Source organism: Oceanococcus atlanticus (genome assembly GCF_002088235.1).
Taxonomy (GTDB): domain Bacteria; phylum Pseudomonadota; class Gammaproteobacteria; order Nevskiales; family Oceanococcaceae; genus Oceanococcus; species Oceanococcus atlanticus.
The window spans coordinates 299,361-315,722 of the sequence record NZ_AQQV01000002.1 but is presented as its reverse complement, the minus strand read 5'-3'; the positions used below and the strand labels follow the sequence as shown (position 1 = coordinate 315,722).

General features: G+C 62.7%; 13 protein-coding genes. 10 read left to right on the top strand and 3 right to left on the bottom strand.

The window, feature by feature from the left end; translation table 11 throughout:
• Nucleotides 1-99: 99 nt before the first annotated feature.
• From ATO7_RS08700 to ATO7_RS08690, 3 genes are all read right to left on the bottom strand, one after another.
• Complete coding sequence (locus ATO7_RS08700) at nt 100-831, bottom strand: lycopene cyclase domain-containing protein (RefSeq protein ID WP_083561287.1); 732 nt, start codon at nt 829-831, stop codon at nt 100-102.
• Between the two features lie 93 nt (nt 832-924).
• Nucleotides 925-1,431: a hypothetical protein gene (locus ATO7_RS08695; protein WP_146680240.1), complete on the bottom strand. Its 507-nt coding sequence runs from the start codon at nt 1,429-1,431 to the stop codon at nt 925-927.
• Nucleotides 1,432-1,553: 122 nt separating this feature from the next.
• Nucleotides 1,554-2,042 (bottom strand): Lrp/AsnC family transcriptional regulator, encoded by a 489-nt coding sequence (locus ATO7_RS08690; protein WP_083561285.1) that lies wholly within the window; start codon nt 2,040-2,042, stop codon nt 1,554-1,556.
• 116 nt (nt 2,043-2,158) lie between these two features.
• On the opposite strand from ATO7_RS08690, the gene hppD reads away from it, so the two are divergent.
• The 10 genes from hppD (at nt 2,159) to ATO7_RS08640 (ending at nt 16,344) form a co-directional block, all read left to right on the top strand.
• The gene (gene hppD, locus ATO7_RS08685) at nt 2,159-3,247 is read left to right on the top strand and encodes a 4-hydroxyphenylpyruvate dioxygenase (protein ID WP_083561284.1); all 1,089 of its coding nucleotides are present in this window, start codon (nt 2,159-2,161) and stop codon (nt 3,245-3,247) included.
• Nucleotides 3,248-3,256: 9 nt separating this feature from the next.
• Nucleotides 3,257-3,802: a VOC family protein gene (locus ATO7_RS08680; protein WP_083561283.1), complete on the top strand. Its 546-nt coding sequence runs from the start codon at nt 3,257-3,259 to the stop codon at nt 3,800-3,802.
• Nucleotides 3,799-4,815: a fumarylacetoacetate hydrolase family protein gene (locus ATO7_RS08675; RefSeq protein WP_083561282.1), complete on the top strand. Its 1,017-nt coding sequence runs from the start codon at nt 3,799-3,801 to the stop codon at nt 4,813-4,815. The genes ATO7_RS08680 and ATO7_RS08675 overlap by 4 nt, the downstream gene beginning before the upstream one ends.
• A 24-nt stretch (nt 4,816-4,839) precedes the next feature.
• Complete coding sequence (locus ATO7_RS08670; RefSeq protein ID WP_083561281.1) at nt 4,840-6,612, top strand: aromatic amino acid hydroxylase; 1,773 nt, start codon at nt 4,840-4,842, stop codon at nt 6,610-6,612.
• Between the two features lie 5 nt (nt 6,613-6,617).
• On the top strand, nt 6,618-7,277 hold the full coding sequence (gene maiA, locus ATO7_RS08665; protein WP_083561280.1) for a maleylacetoacetate isomerase: 660 nt from the start codon (nt 6,618-6,620) through the stop codon (nt 7,275-7,277).
• Between the two features lie 134 nt (nt 7,278-7,411).
• Nucleotides 7,412-9,652 (top strand): TonB-dependent receptor, encoded by a 2,241-nt coding sequence (locus ATO7_RS08660; protein WP_206044851.1) that lies wholly within the window; start codon nt 7,412-7,414, stop codon nt 9,650-9,652.
• 54 nt (nt 9,653-9,706) lie between these two features.
• The gene (locus ATO7_RS08655) at nt 9,707-10,057 is read left to right on the top strand and encodes a hypothetical protein (RefSeq protein ID WP_083561279.1); all 351 of its coding nucleotides are present in this window, start codon (nt 9,707-9,709) and stop codon (nt 10,055-10,057) included.
• A gap of 121 nt (nt 10,058-10,178) precedes the next feature.
• Complete coding sequence (locus tag ATO7_RS08650) at nt 10,179-11,495, top strand: TolC family protein (RefSeq protein WP_083561278.1); 1,317 nt, start codon at nt 10,179-10,181, stop codon at nt 11,493-11,495.
• A complete protein-coding gene (locus ATO7_RS08645) occupies nt 11,492-13,225 on the top strand; it encodes an efflux RND transporter periplasmic adaptor subunit (RefSeq protein WP_083561277.1) in 1,734 nt (577 codons plus the stop codon). The genes ATO7_RS08650 and ATO7_RS08645 overlap by 4 nt, the downstream gene beginning before the upstream one ends.
• On the top strand, nt 13,222-16,344 hold the full coding sequence (locus tag ATO7_RS08640) for an efflux RND transporter permease subunit (RefSeq protein ID WP_083561276.1): 3,123 nt from the start codon (nt 13,222-13,224) through the stop codon (nt 16,342-16,344). The genes ATO7_RS08645 and ATO7_RS08640 overlap by 4 nt, the downstream gene beginning before the upstream one ends.
• Nucleotides 16,345-16,362: the final 18 nt, after the last annotated feature.

The following is a 16,362-nucleotide window of genomic DNA, read 5'->3' as shown; positions in this document are numbered from 1 at the left end:
ATCCCTGGATGAGCCACAAAGAGCGCCTAGAGTACTTTCATGACGCGTCGATGACAGTCGCAAAAATTGCCGACAAATCAGGGTGCTGGCGTTTCGGGTTCAGGCCGGGCTGGGCGCGCCCTGGGGTTTGCGGCCGTAGCGATTCCACAGCACATGCAGGTAAATGCCGTTGGCGCAGACGCTGAAGGTGGCGGCAAACAAGGGCTCTTCAATCGGCACGCCGAGCAGCGTGATGCCGCTGATGTCGCTGATGTTCCAGAAGCGATCGAAATAGCCCGGCGCCAGGGCATCCATGAGCAGGCACAGCGCCATGTACATGGCGGTGAAGGGCAGGCTGACCAGCAGCAGCTTTGCGGCGGCCTCGCGAAAGCACCACATGCAGGCCAGTGCACCGCCGGTCTGGGCCAGCAGCGACCAGTAAATCGGATTGCCCTGCCACACGAAATAGAGCACGCCAAGCAGCACGAACGGGGTGGCCAGGGTGAACCAGAACCAGCGGTTGATCTGGGGCTGCCGTACCGGGTCGGTGGTCGGCAGGATGACCTGGCCCCAGTACAGCTTGAGCAGCGATACATTGATGCCGGCGATGGCGAAACAGAAGATCAGGCACTCGATGTCAAATCCGAACCGGGCCGCCAGATCGAGCACTCCGGGAGGTGTCCAGTAAGACTGCAGAAAGGCCGGTTGAGTCAGCCCGAAGGGCATCGCAATCAGGCTGGATACCAGCATGATGCGTCGGTGTGAGGGATTGAACGCGAACAGCAGCAGCCAGACCAGCAGCAACATGCTGGAAGAAAACAGCCAGACGTATTGGTCGGGAAGGACGGGCATTGGGGGTGCTTGTGGTGTTGGCCGAAGTGGGGCGCGGAGTCAGGGCGCCATCCTACCCTGAGTGGATCGACAATTCTGCACGCCGTGGCGTGCTTACAGAAACAACCAGTCGATCAGACCTATGGTGAAGGCGCCGCCCACGCCGCCGCCGATGGTCGCGTATATGTCCACATCGTCGACCTGACCGGTGCCGCTGCGGCCGTCATATTCTTCTTTCAGCGCGCCGACCGCGGCTGAGGCGGCGACCCCGAGCAAAAAGGCAATGGCTCTGGAACGGCGCGAATCCGGTTCCTTGGTGTATAGGGTGTAGATGCCCGAAGTCGCCAGTCCGACCAGATAGCCGGCCATGATGTGATCGATCTTGTCATGGCGACCCTTGGTATGGGCCATGGCCAGACCGCTGAGGCCGGCGACCGTCAATCCGATGGTAGTGACTGGATGGGGGCGTGATGGTGCGGCGTGGTTTGCCAGGTTCAATTGCTGTGCATAGCCATGCAGCATCAAACTTTGGGAGCGAGCAGGCAGGTGTCTTCCAGCTTCAACCAGCGGACCTTGCCTGATCTCGCCCGGCGCCGCATGGGCAGAGGAATACGCGAGCATCAATCCGGTTAAGCCGGCATGCACTGCGCCACCCGCACGTCGTTTGGTTTTGGTGGCAGTGGGATGGCTCATGGGTATCGGGTTGTTGCCTTGCGGATGGCCGATGCGGCTTTGCGTATTGATTAACCCGGGGCAACCAGGGGAAGCGCACCATTGACCTTGATCGCGTTGAGGCTGAACTGCGATTCGATGTTCTGCACGCCCGGCCAACGCAGTATGCCGTTCATGCTCAGCTCGGAGAAGTGGTCGATGCTCTGGGCCACAACTTTCAGCAGGTAATCCGAGGCGCCGGTCATGGCGTGACATTCCACGATGTGTTCTTCGGCGTAGACCTGACGCAGGAAGGCACTGCGAATCTGCTCGTCGTGTTTGTCGATCGTGACCTGGACATAGGCCGTGACCGGCAGGCCGATCTTGCGCTGATCCAGATGCGCGCTGTAGCCGGTAATCAAGCCATCGGCTTCGAGCTGACGTACACGACGAAAGCAGGGGGACTCGGAGATACCCACCCGTGCAGCCAGATCCACATTGGAAACGCGGCCGTCCTGCTGCAGCTCGCGCAGAATTCGGCGATTGGTTTTATTGAGCGCCGAATGGGTGGAATCATTCATAAATATCTCAAATATGAGATGAAAGCACCGATATTATCAGATCAGAGGCAATAAAAGACGACATATTGCCCGGAGGCGGGCGTAGCATGAAGTCACCCATAACGAGGAGAACGCGGGTGGCTGATGTGTTGGACAATCCCATGGGGCTGGATGGCTTCGAGTTCGTTGAATTCGCCAGCCGCGAGCGTGGCGTACTGGAACCGGTTTTCCGCATGCTGGGTTTCACCCATGTGGCGCGTCACCGCTCCAAGGATGTCGATCTGTGGCGTCAGGGTGGCATCAATTTCATCGCCAATTACGAACAACCCTCACCGGCGGCGTATTACACAGAAGAGCATGGTCCCGGTGCCTGCGGCATGGGCTTTCGGGTCAAGGACGCTGCCGCGGCTTACCGTCGTGCACTGGCCCTGGGCGCGCAGCCTGTGGCCGTGCCGGTGGGGCCCATGGAACTCAATCTGCCGGCCATCAAGGGCATCGGCGGTGCCATCGTCTACCTGATCGACCGCTACGATGAAGCGCTTTCGATCTACGACATCGACTTTGTGTATCTCGACGGCGTGGAGCGCCACCCGCCGGGCTGTGGCTTCGAGGTGATCGATCACCTCACCCACAATGTCTATCGCGGGCGCATGGACTACTGGGCCAAGTACTATGAGCACCTGTTCAACTTCCGCGAGATTCGCTACTTCGACATCAAGGGTGAATACACCGGACTGACCTCGCGGGCGATGACGGCGCCGGACGGCAAGATTCGGATTCCCCTCAACGAAGAGGCGCAAGGGGGCAAGGGCCAGATCGAGGAATACCTGATGGCCTACAACGGCGAAGGGATCCAGCATATTGCCTTTGCCTGTGACGATCTGATCGCCGCCTGGGACAAGCTCAAGGCGCTTGGTATGCGTTTCATGACGCCACCGCCGGCGGCCTACTACGAGATGCTTGATGAACGCCTGCCAGGGCATGGCGAGCCGGTCGAAGCCCTCAAGACGCGGGGCATTCTTCTGGATGGCTCGACCACCGATGGTGATCCGAGGCTGCTGTTGCAGATCTTCTCCGAAACCCTGATCGGCCCGATTTTCTTCGAATTCATCCAGCGCAAAAAAGATGAAGGCTTTGGCGAGGGCAATTTCCAGGCCCTGTTCGAGTCGATGGAGCGTGACCAGATCCGGCGTGGTTCACTGGCCGATGCCGAAGGCGCAAGCTGAGGAGGCCGCATGCAACTGCAACGCATTCATCATGTGGCCTATCGCTGCCACGACGCGCGGGAAACTGTCGAGTTCTACCAGCGCGCTTTGAACATGCGCTTCGTGCTGGCCATTGCCGAGGATGAGGTGCCGTCCACCGGTCAGCCCGATCCTTACATGCACGTGTTTCTGGATGCCGGCATGGGCAATGTGCTGGCTTTTTTCGAGTTGCCTGGAGCTGCGCCTATGGGCCGCGACAGCAACACCCCGGACTGGGTTCAGCACATCGCTTTCGAGCTGGCCAGTGTTGAAGACCTGCACGCCGCCAAAGCGCATTTGCTGGATCTTGGGCTGGAGGTGCTGGGGCCGACTGATCACTGTATTTTTCAGTCACTGTATTTCTTCGACCCGAACGGGCACCGCATCGAGCTGGCGGCCAATACGCACAGCCCCCAGGACATGGCCCGTCTTGCCGAGGTGGCCCCGGCCATGCTTGAAGAGTGGAGCCGCACCAAGAAGGCGCCGCGCCATGCGGCCTGGTTGCACGACAGAACCCGCAAGGAGCACAGCGTATGAAACTGGCAAGCCTGAAAGACGGACGAGATGGGCGCCTGCTGGTGGTTTCGCGTGATCTGCAATGGGCTGTTGAGGTGCCGGAGATCGCGCTCACGATGCAGGCTGCTCTGGACAACTGGTCGGACTGTGAGCCGGCCTTGCGCGCGGTCGCCGCGCAGCTTGAGCAAGGCGACTGCAGTCAGGCCCGGGCTTTTGATCCTCAGGTCTGCAGTTCGCCGCTGCCGCGTGCCTACCACTGGGCCGATGGCAGCGCCTACGTGAACCACGTGGAGCTGGTGCGACGGGCGCGTGGCGCCGAGCTGCCGGACAGTTTCTGGAGCGACCCGCTGATCTACCAGGGCGGCTCCGATTGCTTTGTCGGGCCGTGCGATCCGATTGTGGCCGACCCGGCCGGTGGTATCGACTTTGAGGCCGAGATCGCGGTGATCACCGGCGATGTCGCCATGGGCGTTGACTCGCTGCAGGCGCTGGACAGCGTGCGTCTGCTGATGCTGGTCAATGATGTGTCGCTGCGTCAGCTGATCCCGGGCGAGCTGGCCAAGGGTTTCGGCTTCTACCAGTCCAAGCCGGCCTCGGCATTTTCGCCTGTTGCGGTGACCCCGGATGAACTGGCCGGGGCATGGCAGGGCGGGCGAGTGTGTCGGCCACTGCTGAGCACCCTCAATGCGCAGCCTTTTGGTCGACCACAGGCGGGCGAGGACATGACCTTTCATTTCGGCCAGCTGATTGCGCATGCCTGTCGCACCCGTGAGATGGGGGCTGGCGCCATCATTGGTTCGGGCACCGTTTCCAACAAGCAGGGTACGGCGCATGGATCGGCCATCGCCGATGGTGGGCGCGGTTATTCCTGCATTGCCGAATTGCGCATGATCGAAACCATACGCGACGGCCAGCCGGCGACCGCGTTCATGCAGCCGGGCGATCAGATTCGCATCGAGATGCTTGATCAGACGGGTGCCTCGATCTTCGGCGCCATCGAGCAAACGGTGCAGCCGCCGGCCAGGTCAGGCTGAGCGCGGTAGGACGGCGCGACGATCATGAGCCAGCAGGAGGTGATTGAACGCTTGCCCGCCCATCTGCGGGCCTTTGTGGCGCGCCAGGATCATGCGCGCAGCTACAGCGCCGAAGACCATGCGGTGTGGCGTTTCACCCTGCAGCAGTTGGTCAAAGCGCTGCGTGACACCGCCCATCCGGTGTATCTGGAGGGTTTGCGTCGCACCGGGATAGATCTGGAACGCATCCCCGATATCGACGACATCAACCGGCACATGCAAACGCTGGGCTGGAGCGCGGTGGTGGTTGACGGTTTCATACCGCCGGCCGTGTTCATGGAGTTTCAGGCCCGCCGGGTGTTGCCGATTGCGCTGGGTATGCGCAGCCTGCAACACATCCTCTACACCCCCGCGCCGGATATCGTGCATGAAGCGGCCGGTCATGCGCCGTTTTTAGTCGATGTTGATTACGCCGAATATCTGCAGGCTTTCGGTGCGGTGGGCATGAAAGCGATCTCCACAGCGGCTGATCACGCGGTCTATGCCGCGATCCGCCATCTGTCGATCGTCAAGGAAGATCCTCAGGCCAGCGCGCAACAGATCGCATCGGCCCAGGCTGCCCTGGACCGCGCACTGGCTGCCAACGACAACCGCTCCGAGGCGGCCCTGCTGTCGCGCCTGCACTGGTGGACGGTGGAATACGGGCTGGTCGGCGAGTGCGACGACTACAAACTGTTCGGTGCCGGGTTGCTGTCATCGCTGGGCGAGTGTGTGAGTTGCCTGGATGATAGCCAGGTGCGCAAGCATCCGCTGTCGGTCGAGGCGGTGAATACGCCCTATGACATCACCGCACGGCAGCCGCAGTTGTTCGTGGCCCAGAACTGCAAGCATCTGAGTCAGGTGCTTGAGGTTTTTGCCGATGGCATGGCTTACCGTCAGGGTGGCCTGCGCGCGTTGCGCAAGGCGTTGGATAGCGCGGCGGTGTGTACGGCGCGCTACAGCAGCGGGCTGCAGGTCAGCGGGCGCTTCGTCGAGGTGCAGACGGACGCGCTGGACAACCCGATCTACCTGCGCTGCGAAGGGCCGACCCAGCTGGCTTATGCCGATCATGAGCTGCCCGGGCACGGCATCGATCATCACGCGGCCGGGTTCGGATCGCCGGTGGGGCGCGTCAAAGGCTTGTCGCGCTGCCTGTCCGAATATTGCGTGGATGAACTCAAGGCACTGGGTATCGAGGCGGGCAAGCAGGTTTCGCTGGAGTTTCTGTCGGGTATTACGGTGCGCGGGCAGTTGCTCAGAATCTGGCGAGAAAATGGCCGCAATATCCTGTTCAGCCTGGCCGATTGCAGGGTCCGCGGGATGCGAGGGGAAAGCCTGTTTGAGCCGGCCTGGGGTGCGTTCGACATGGCGGTGGGCGAGCGCATTGACGCGGTGTGGGGCGGTGCCGCGGACCGCAGCCGCTTCGATGTCTTCCCTCAGCCCTCAGCCGAGCATGCGCCATGTGCCGACGGGCGCGAAACGAAGCGTCAACTGGATACGCTGTACCAGCGCATCCGTTGTATCCGTGAACAGGCCGCAGCGTGTGACAGTGCCGAGCTTGCGCGCCTGGAGCAGCAGCTCAAGGCCTATCCGGATGCCTGGCTGGCGCAGCTTGAACTGTTGCAGCTCAGCACCGGCGCTCTGGCGCAACGCTTGCGCGAGGCCCTGCGCGACAGCGCAAGTCGCCTCGGTGGTGACACCGCCTTGCTGATCACAATGGGGCTTGCCGAGCTGGCGGGCGAGGGCGATAGTGCGGTTCAAGGGACATCGGCGGGGTGACGGCTATGGCGGCTGTTGAAATTTTCAGTTACTGGCGCTCCAGCGCGGCCTGGCGTGTGCGTATTGCGCTGGAGCTCAAGGGCATCGATTACCACATTCACCCGGTTCATCTGATCCAGGACGGTGGTCAGCAGTTTTCGCCGGCCTACCGCGCGCTGAGTCCTGAGGCGCTGGTGCCGAGCATGCGTCATGCCGGGTTTGAACTCAGCCAGTCGCTGGCCATCTGCGAATACCTGGAGGCCACCTGGCCGCAGCCGGCGCTGTTGCCGGCGAACCCCCAGGATGCGGCCCGGGTGCGCAGCTTCTGCGCGCTGATCGCCTGCGACACCCATCCCCTGAACAACCTGCGCGTGCTGCGCTATCTGGAGCATGATCTGGGTGTGGCCGAAGCGGCGCGAACCCGCTGGTACCACCACTGGCTGGATGCGGCCCTGCCCGCGCTGGAGGCCCGGGTGGCCGCGCGGGCCACGGCATTTGCCTATGCCGATCAACCTGGTCTGGCCGAGTGCTTTCTGATTCCGCAGCTGTTCAACGCGCGACGTTTCGAAGTTCCGCTTGAGGCCTATCCGGCGCTGCTCGATCTGGAGGCGCGCTGTCTGGCGCTGCCGGCCTTCCTCAAATCACATCCGGATCAGCAGCCGGACAATCCGGCCCGCATGGCGTAACACAGTCACCCGAAAGGATGAATCCCCCGGACCGCGGACGTCTAAGATGAAACGCAGCTCATTCCCAGTGGGCTGAACGACGACAAATGCCAGTGCCCGTGATCAGCAGGGCGGCGAAAAGACCGGGGAGACCAATGATGCAGGATGTATCACGTGCGGGCCTGTGGGCCGCGGCAGGACTGTTACTGGCCTTGTCCAGCGCCCATGCGCAGGATGCGGCCGGGGCCGCAGCGGTAACGGATGACGACGCCAAGCTCGACACCATCGTGGTGACGGCCACCAAGGGTGGCGCCACCGATTTGCAGAGTACGCCGCTGGCGGTAACCGCGCTGACCGCGGATCAACTCGAGGAGCGGGGCATCAGCGATGTCCGCGGCCTGATCAATTACACACCGGGACTACAGATCTCAGACCTCAGCGGTTACGCCCAGTTGTATATCCGCGGGGTTGGCTCGAATACCGTGTTCATCGGATCAGACCCCAGCACCACCATTCATCTGGATGGTGTTTATCTGGCTCGCCCGCTGAGCTTCTTCTCCGACTTCCTCGACGTCGAACGCATCGAAGTGCTGCGCGGCCCCCAGGGCACGCTGTACGGGCGCAACTCGGTCGGTGGCACCATCAACATCATCTCGCGACGGCCACAGGATGAGCTGCAGGGCGAGGTTCAGGTTGGCTTGGGAAATCACGGCCTGTTCGAAAGCAAGGCGTATATCACCGGGCCGCTGGGGCCTTCCGGAATTGCGGCGTCGTTGGCGGTGAATCGGAGTTCGCGCGATGCCTTCTTTGACAACGTCTCCAGCGGTGGTGGTGTGCAGGACGAAGACAGCTGGGGCTTGCGTGGCCAGGTGCTGTTCCCGCTGGGTCTGGATGGCGAGTTCATCCTGCGCGCTGATTACACCGACACCGACGAAGCGCTGGGTCAGTACCCCAAACTGCTGGCCCCCAGCGGCAACGAAACCGACGATAGCGTGCTGGGTGATTACCACACGGTGTCGATGAATCGCCGTAACCGCACCCAACAGGAAATCTACGGGGTGGCCGGCGAGCTCAACTATCAGCTCAGCCCCTTGTGGTCGATGAAATCACTGACCGCCTACCGCGCCCTGCGTGCAGCGATCGACTCGGATGCGGATTCCAGCGACAGCGACATTCTGCGCACCCAGATCACTCCGATTCGACAACACCAAATCAGCGAGGAGCTGACCTTCAATGCACGCTTTGACCAACTCAATCTGGTGCTTGGGGCCTACTACTTTGACGAGCTCAATCGCGAGCCGTTGACGCTGGCGGTGTATCCGGCCGGTTTCTCGCATGTGCAGCGACCTCGTCTGGATGCCGAATCCTACGCCCTGTTCGGCCAGGGCGAGTTTTTTGTCAGCCCACGCCTGTCACTGATCGCCGGCCTGCGCTGGACGCATGAAACCAAGGATTACGAGCTCACCGACTTCTACGCCGCATCCACCGCAGACGATCCGAACGAGGTTGAAAATGCGCCTCAGATCAGCGGCGCCGAGGGCATCAGCGATCCGTTCTATATCGATGTTTCGCGTTCGCGCAGTGCGTTGACACCCAAGCTGGGCGTCAATTTCCAGTGGACTCCGGACATCATGCTGTTTGCCTCCGCGACCCGAGGTTTCAAGAGTGGTGGCTATGATTACGGCGCTTCCAATGCCGAGGATGCTGCGGCCGGCTATGGGCCGGAGTACCTGTGGTCCTACGAGCTGGGTGCCAAAACCGACTGGCTGGATCGACGCCTGCGGCTGAATGTCGATGCGTTCTACTACGACTACAGCGATATGCAGGTGGAGCATTTCGTTAACAACGGCGGCAGCTTCGGAGCCGTCACCGAGAATGCCGCCAGTGCCGAGGTCAAGGGCCTGGAGATCGAACTGGTTGCGCGCCCGCTACGTGGGCTGGATATGTTCGCCAATCTGGCCTGGCTGGATGCGACCTACTCCAAGTACCCGCAAGCCTATTCCAATCAGTTCGGTGATTTTGATGCCAGCGGCAAGCGCCTCAACAACGCGCCCCGATGGTCGGCGGCGCTCGGTGCCAACTATGCCTGGTCGCTGGGTGAGCACGGCGATGCATTTGCTGGTGTTGATTACCACTATCAGACCGAGGTCTATTTCACGCCGGTCAACGACGGTGTGGATGGGGCTGAGGATTATCCCGAGCAGCAGGATGATTACGGCCTGCTCAATGCGCGTATCGGCTGGGACAGCCCGACCGGCATCTGGCGCGCCATGCTGGTGGGCAGCAATCTGACCGACGAAAAGTACGTCACCGGCACGGCCAACTACACCGCTGCGATCGCGGGGCGTGTGGGCGATCCACGTACTGCCAAACTGTTGGTGTCCTGGCGCTTCTGATCACGCACGGGCTTGACCCTGAACCCCGGTCCAGGGTTTACACTTGGCCACAAGATGAATGCTTATCTGCGCTATCTGCTGATCGCCGTCATGGCCTGGCTGCCTGTTGGCCAGGTCCTGGCGACCTGCTGCATGCCGCAGGTCGCGGTGGCCGAAGTCGATGCGCCTGCTGCTGAGCATCCCTGCGATAGCCATGAGTCCATGGCGCAGATGTCGGCCGAATCGGTCGATGAGGCCGAGCCCTGTCAATGCGGATGTTCGCTGATCGGGCACACCAGCATCGTGTTTGGCATGCTGACCCTCCAGGCCTATGAGCCGCTCGCGCAAAGACCGTCTGGCCTGCGCGCAGAGCCTTTGCCTGCACACGTTTTCCCGCTGCTGAGACCGCCAACAACAGCGTCCTGATCGTTTCGCTTTGCACCTGCCTGACGTGGGTGTTCGATGCTGCTTTGGCCGGCGATGGCTGTGACCCGCGAAGGTGGAGTCGCTGCGCTGTCGCGCCAAAGCCTGATCTGGATTTTGGAAAATGAATGTAGTGATTCTCGGCCGTGGCGTGTGCGCGACGCATCGATCTGGCCGTTGGTTTTTAGCCGGCTTGCCGTGGCTTGCGCTGCTTGCCCTGTCGATGGTTGCGAGGTCTGTCAGCGCACAAGCGCAGCTTGACGCAGACACCCTGGTGCGTGAGGTGTTGCAGCGACACCCGGGGCAACACGCTTTGTCCCAAGCGGTCAGCGCAGCTGCGGCGCGTATTGATGTTGCTGGCGCGTTGCCTGATCCCATGCTGAGCTGGTCGGTGGCGCCACACACGGTTGGCGACCAGCGTTTGGATACGCGACACAATTGGCAGCTGAGTCAAAGCATGCCGTGGCCCGGAAAGTTGGGCCTGGCACGTGAAGCGGCAGTGGCGGCCCATCAGATGCAGGCTCACGATCTGGCTAGCCTTCAACTGCAGGTTGCCGAGCAAACACGGCAATACTTTGGGCAGTGGTACTGGGTGGATCAGGCGCTGGCCATCAATGCCGCCAACCAGGCGCTGCTGGGCGAGCTGAGTGCGGTGGCGACACAGCGCTATGCCAGCGGACAGGGCACCCAGCAAGCGGTGTTGCAGGCCGAGTTGCGGCAGGCCAACCTGCAACGCGAAAACCTCCAGTTGGAGCAACGCAAGCACAGCGTTCAGGCTGCCATCAACGCCTTGCGTGATCGGCCCTTCGATGCCCCACTTGCGGCCCCGCAGCCGTGGCTCGAGCCGCCGGCCCTGCCGCCGCTGGCTGCCCTGGTGGCCAGCGCTCAGCGGCATCAGCCAGCGCTCAAAGCCCTGGGTGCGCGCGAGCAGCAATCACGCCAGCAGCTTGCGCTGGCGCAGCGCGACAGCTTGCCGGATCTACGCCTGAATCTGGCTCATGTGGGCACCATGGATCCGGCGGAGAAACGTTTGCAGGCCGGCATCAGCCTCAACCTGCCGCTCAACTTCGCGCGCCGACGTCATCAGGTCGATGCGGCCGAAGCTCAGATCCAGCAGGCGCGCTGGGCTCAGCGTGATGTGGCCGCGCAACTTGCGGCCGCGGTGGCCCAGGCCTACAGCCAGGTGCAGCAGGCGCGCCAAACCATCGCCCTGTATCAATCCGATCTGTTGCCGTTGGCGGAGCAGAACTTGAGTGCAGCGCGCGCAGACTGGCGTAGCGGCGCGGGTGATTTTCAAGCCGTGATCGACGCCGAACAGCAGCTGCTGGCCACCCGGTTGGGTATCCAGCGCGCCCGCGTTGATGAATGGTCGGCACGCGCCACGCTGGCGCGCCAGGTGGCCGATCCCGATCTGAATCTGTTTGAGGAGACTCAGCCATGAGTTTGCGTCATGTGATGGCCGCTTTGGTCTTGTTGTTGGTGGGCGCAGGTGCGGGTTTGTGGTTCGGCGCTGCGCCGCAGAACTCGGCGGCAGCTGAGGGCGACGGGCCGTGTGCTGGCGGGACGCAGCCTGTGCACTGGGCTGCGCCGATGGATCCGAGTTATCAGCGCAAGGCCCCGGGCAAGTCTCCCATGGGCATGGATCTGGTCCCGGTGTGCGCCGAGGGCGGCTCTGGCGGTGGTGTGGATGTCCGCATCGATGCCCATGTGGTCAACAATCTTGGCCTGCGAACGGGTGTGGTCGAGCGCGGCGCGCTGCCGCGTGATATCGCGGCTGTCGGCGTTGTGAGTTACGACGAAAACAGTTTTCAGATGATTCACGCCCGGGCCGAGGGCTGGCTGGAAAATCTGGCTGTGGAAAGTGAAGGCGCACGGGTTGAGCACGATCAGGCGCTGTACGCCCTGTTTTCGCCTAAGCTGGTGGCCGCGGAGCAGGAATATCTGAGCGCCGGTCGATCACAACGTCCGGCGTTGGTCGCGGCGGCCGCCGAGCGTCTGCTGGCCTTGGGTTACAGCCGCGAGCAGATTGCCGCACTTGAGCGTCGCGGTACCCCGGACAAGCATCTGCTGCGCCGTGCGCAAAGTGATGCGGTGGTGTCCATGCTGGGGGTGCGTGACGGACAGTTTGTCTCGCCCGGGACTCACATGATGACGCTGGCCAGCCTCAACACGGTGTGGGTGCTGGTGGACGTGATGGAACGTGATGCCGCCCATTTGCGCCCGGGGCTTGAAGCCAGCGCGCAGTTTGATGCGTGGCCGGGGCGGCGCTGGCAGGGGCGGGTCGAGCATGTTTACCCGAGTCTCGATGCGCTCACACGCACGCTGCGTGTGCGGCTGGTTTTTGACAACAGCGATGGCGCATTACGGCCCAACATGTTTGCCCGTGCGACCATCCATGCCGAGCCACTGGCCGATGTGCTCAGCGTGCCGGCCGCAGCGGTGATCCGCAGCGGCCAGGGGCAACGCGTCGTGCGGCGTATCGAGGCCGGCGGCTTCGATGTTGTGCCGGTCCGCACCGGCGTGCAGGCCGGTGATCGCGTGCATGTGCTCGACGGTCTGCAGGCGGGCGATGAAGTGGTGGTGTCGGGGCAGTTCCTGATCGACTCGGAGGCCAATCTGGATGCCGAGGCCTTGCGCTTGAAAGCGGCCCATCCGCAGGGGCGTACGCGCGCGGTGATCAGCGCGCTGGATGCCGCGGCGCGCAGCATCACCCTGCGCCACGAGGCGATCCAGCCGATGGGTGAGCAAGGGCTGTCGATGCCGGGCATGACCATGCCGTTCGAGCTGGCGGTTGATGCCGACGGTTTTGAGCCGGGTGACCGGGTTGAGGTGGTGGTGCGCCAGCCCGGCCCCGGGCGTTTTGAGGTGGTGCAGCTGGACGCGTTGGCGGACCAGCCCCATGCCGGACATGATCACGCGGCCATGCATGGCAATGCGGCGTCCGTTGAGCGGGGCGAGCTGACCCGTGGCCGGGTGGTGTCCATCGAGCCGCAGCGGCGGCGTGTGACGCTGCAGCATGAGGCGATTGAATCGGTCGGTATGGCGGCCATGACCATGCCCTTCGTCTGGGCTCCGGCGCTGCCCATTGCGGACCTTGAGCCGGGCGATGAGGTGCGCTTCAGCATCGACCCCGAGACCATGCAGATCGACCATCTGGAGCTGGCGCCATGATTGCGCGCATCATCGACTGGTCGGTGCACAACCGGCCGCTGGTGTTGCTGGCCACCCTGTTTCTGGTTGCGGCCGGGCTGCTGGCGCTCAAGGACACGGCAGTGGATGCCATTCCGGATCTGTCCGATGTGCAGGTCATCATTCGTACTCCGTTTGCCGGGCAGGCACCGCGGGTGGTCGAGGAGCAGGTCACCTATCCCTTGTCCACGGCCATGCTGGCGGTGCCCGGGGCCGCGTCGGTGCGGGGCTATTCGTTCTTCGGGGATTCCTACGTGTACATCCTGTTCGAGGACGGCACGGATCCCTACTGGGCGCGCTCACGGGTGCTGGAATCGCTGTCCCAGGTGGCGCCCAATCTGCCGGATGCGGCGCGCCCCGCGTTGGGCCCGGATGCCACCGGGGTGGGCTGGGTTTACGAGTACGCCCTGGTTGACCGCAGCGGGCAGCATGATCTGTCGCAGCTGACTTCCTTGCAGAACTGGTTTCTGAAGTACGAACTGCAGACGGTTGAAGGGGTGGCTGAAGTGGCCACCGTGGGCGGTATGGTGCGGCAGTATCAGGTGGTGGTGGACCCCGATCGCCTGCGTGCGCTGAACATGCCTCTGGCACAGGTGCGCAAAGCCATTCAGTCTGCCAATCAGGAGGCCGGCGGCGCCGTGGTGGAAATGGCGGAGGCCGAATACATGGTGCGCGCCACCGGCTATCTGCGCGGTGTTGACGATCTCAAAGCGATACCGCTGCGCAGCACGGCCGATGGCGTGGTGGTGAGTCTGGCCGATGTGGCCGAGATCCAGATCGGGCCTCAGCTCAGGCGTGGTATCGCCGAGCTCAACGGTCAGGGTGAGGTGGTTGGCGGAATCATCGTGATGCGTTACGGCGGCAACGCGCAGGCCACCATCGAGCGGGTCAAGCACAAGCTTGAACAGCTCAGTTCGAGCCTGCCTGACGGGGTGCAAGTGGTGCCGGTGTATGACCGCTCCGAGCTGATCGGGCGGGCGGTCGACAATCTGTATCGCACCTTGCTGGAAGAATTTCTGGTGGTGGCCCTGGTCTGCGCGGTGTTCCTGTTCCACCTGCGTTCGGCCCTGGTCGCCATTGTCAGCCTGCCGGTGGGCATTCTGGTCGCGTTTCTGATCATGCGCTGGCAGGGGCTCAACGCCAACATTATGTCGCTGGGCGGCATTGCCATTGCCATTGGTGCGATGGTCGATGCGGCCATCGTGATGATCGAGAACCTGCACAAGCACATGGAGCGAAAAGACGATGCGCGCACGCACTGGCAGCGCGTGGTCGAGGCCTCCAGCGAGGTTGGGCCGCCGCTGTTCTTTTCCCTGCTCATCATCACCCTGAGCTTTCTTCCGGTGTTCACGTTGGAAGCGCAGGAGGGGCGTCTTTTCACACCGCTGGCCTACACCAAAACCTATGCCATGGCAGTCTCGGCAGGCTTGGCCATCACCTTGGTGCCGGTGCTCATGGGTTATTTCGTGCGCGGACGCATACGCGCGGAACAGGACAACCCGATCAACCGCATCCTGATGAGGCTCTACACCCCGGTGATTCGGACGTTGCTGCGGGCGCCATGGCTGGTGGTTGGCGGCGGGGCGCTGGCCGTGCTGGCCACGCTGTACCCGGCCACCCGGCTGGGTTCGGAGTTCATGCCACCGCTGGATGAGGGTGACTGGATGTACATGCCCACCACCCGCCCTGGCATCTCGATTGGCAAGGCCCGCCAGGTGCTGCAGCAGACCGACAAGTTGATCAAATCGGTGCCGGAGGTGGATACCGTGTTCGGCAAAATCGGGCGTGCCGAGACCGCCACGGATCCGGCGCCGCTGACCATGATCGAGACCACCATCACCTTCAAACCGCAGAGTGAATGGCGCGAAGGCATGACCCTGCAGGACATCCGTGAGGAGATCAAACAGCGGGTTCAGTTGCCGGGGGTGACCAACGCCTGGGTGATGCCGATCAAGACCCGCATCGACATGCTCGCGACCGGTATCAAAACGCCGGTCGGTATCAAGATCGGTGGATCCGACCTGGCCCAGATTCAGGCTATTGGCCGTTCGTTGGAGGCCCTGCTGCCGCAGTTGCCGGGCACTGCCAGCGTGTACGCCGAACGCGTTGCTGGCGGGCGCTACATCACGGTGGATATCGATCGCCAGCGGGCTGGTCGTCTGGGCCTCAATATCGATGATGTGCAAGCCGTGGTGCGTAGCGCGATCGGTGGCATGAATGTGACGCAGACGGTGGAAGGTCTGGAGCGCTATCCGGTGAATCTGCGTTACCCGCAGAGCCTGCGCGATTCGGTGCAGGCAATAGACGCCTTGCCGATCGTGACGCCGGGCGGGGCACAGGTCGCGCTGGGTGATGTGGCCGAGGTGCGGGTGGAGGATGGCCCGCCGATGATCAAGAGCGAGAATGCCCGTCTGTCAGGCTGGGTTTTTGTCGACATCCAGGGCCGTGATGTGGGCTCCTACGTGCGCGAAGCTCAGGCCTTGGTCGAGCGTGAGCTCAAGCTGCCGCCGGGTTATGCACTGAGCTGGTCGGGGCAATACGAGTACATGCAACGGGCCAAGCAGAAGCTTGCGCTGGTGGTGCCGGCGACCCTGGCGGTGATCACCTTGCTGTTGTTCCTGGCGTTTCGCAGCTTCGCCCAGGTCGCGATCATCCTCGGTACCGTACCGCTGGCACTGATCGGTGGGGTGTGGTTGCTGTTTGCGCTGGGCTATCCCCTGTCGGTGGCCGTTGGGGTCGGGTTCATAGCGCTGGCCGGCGTTGCGGTGGAGATCGGTGTGGTGATGCTGGTGTACCTGAACATGGCCCGCGCGCGGCTGATCGACGACAGCCGTGAACGTGGCCACGCGCCCACGCTTGAAGACTGGCGTCAAGCGGTTGCGGACGGTGCCCGTCTGCGCCTGCGTCCGGTGGTGATGACCACCGCCACGCTGATTTTCGGGCTACTGCCGGTGATGCTGAGCAGCGGAACCGGCTCGGAGATCATGCACCGCATCGCTGCGCCATTGTTCGGCGGGGCCATCAGCGCGCTGTTGCTGAGTCTGCTGGTGATGCCCTGCGTTTATTTGCTGTGGGTCACGCGTGGGGCGCGGCGCGAGTGAGCGCGAACAGCGGCGGTG

Bases quoted from the DNA above. Each gene is read 5' to 3' on its own strand.
- ATO7_RS08655 (WP_083561279.1), top strand. From the start codon at position 9,707: ATGAATGCTTATCTGCGCTATCTGCTGATCGCCGTCATGGCCTGGCTG.
- ATO7_RS08640 (WP_083561276.1), top strand. From the start codon at position 13,222: ATGATTGCGCGCATCATCGACTGGTCGGTGCACAACCGGCCGCTGGTG.
- ATO7_RS08690 (WP_083561285.1), bottom strand. From the start codon at position 2,042: ATGAATGATTCCACCCATTCGGCGCTCAATAAAACCAATCGCCGAATT.
- maiA (WP_083561280.1), top strand. From the start codon at position 6,618: ATGGCGGCTGTTGAAATTTTCAGTTACTGGCGCTCCAGCGCGGCCTGG.
- ATO7_RS08650 (WP_083561278.1), top strand. From the start codon at position 10,179: ATGAATGTAGTGATTCTCGGCCGTGGCGTGTGCGCGACGCATCGATCT.
- ATO7_RS08675 (WP_083561282.1), top strand. From the start codon at position 3,799: ATGAAACTGGCAAGCCTGAAAGACGGACGAGATGGGCGCCTGCTGGTG.
- ATO7_RS08680 (WP_083561283.1), top strand. From the start codon at position 3,257: ATGCAACTGCAACGCATTCATCATGTGGCCTATCGCTGCCACGACGCG.
- ATO7_RS08695 (WP_146680240.1), bottom strand. From the start codon at position 1,431: ATGCTCGCGTATTCCTCTGCCCATGCGGCGCCGGGCGAGATCAGGCAA.
- ATO7_RS08660 (WP_206044851.1), top strand. From the start codon at position 7,412: ATGATGCAGGATGTATCACGTGCGGGCCTGTGGGCCGCGGCAGGACTG.
- ATO7_RS08700 (WP_083561287.1), bottom strand. From the start codon at position 831: ATGCCCGTCCTTCCCGACCAATACGTCTGGCTGTTTTCTTCCAGCATG.
- ATO7_RS08645 (WP_083561277.1), top strand. From the start codon at position 11,492: ATGAGTTTGCGTCATGTGATGGCCGCTTTGGTCTTGTTGTTGGTGGGC.
- ATO7_RS08670 (WP_083561281.1), top strand. From the start codon at position 4,840: ATGAGCCAGCAGGAGGTGATTGAACGCTTGCCCGCCCATCTGCGGGCC.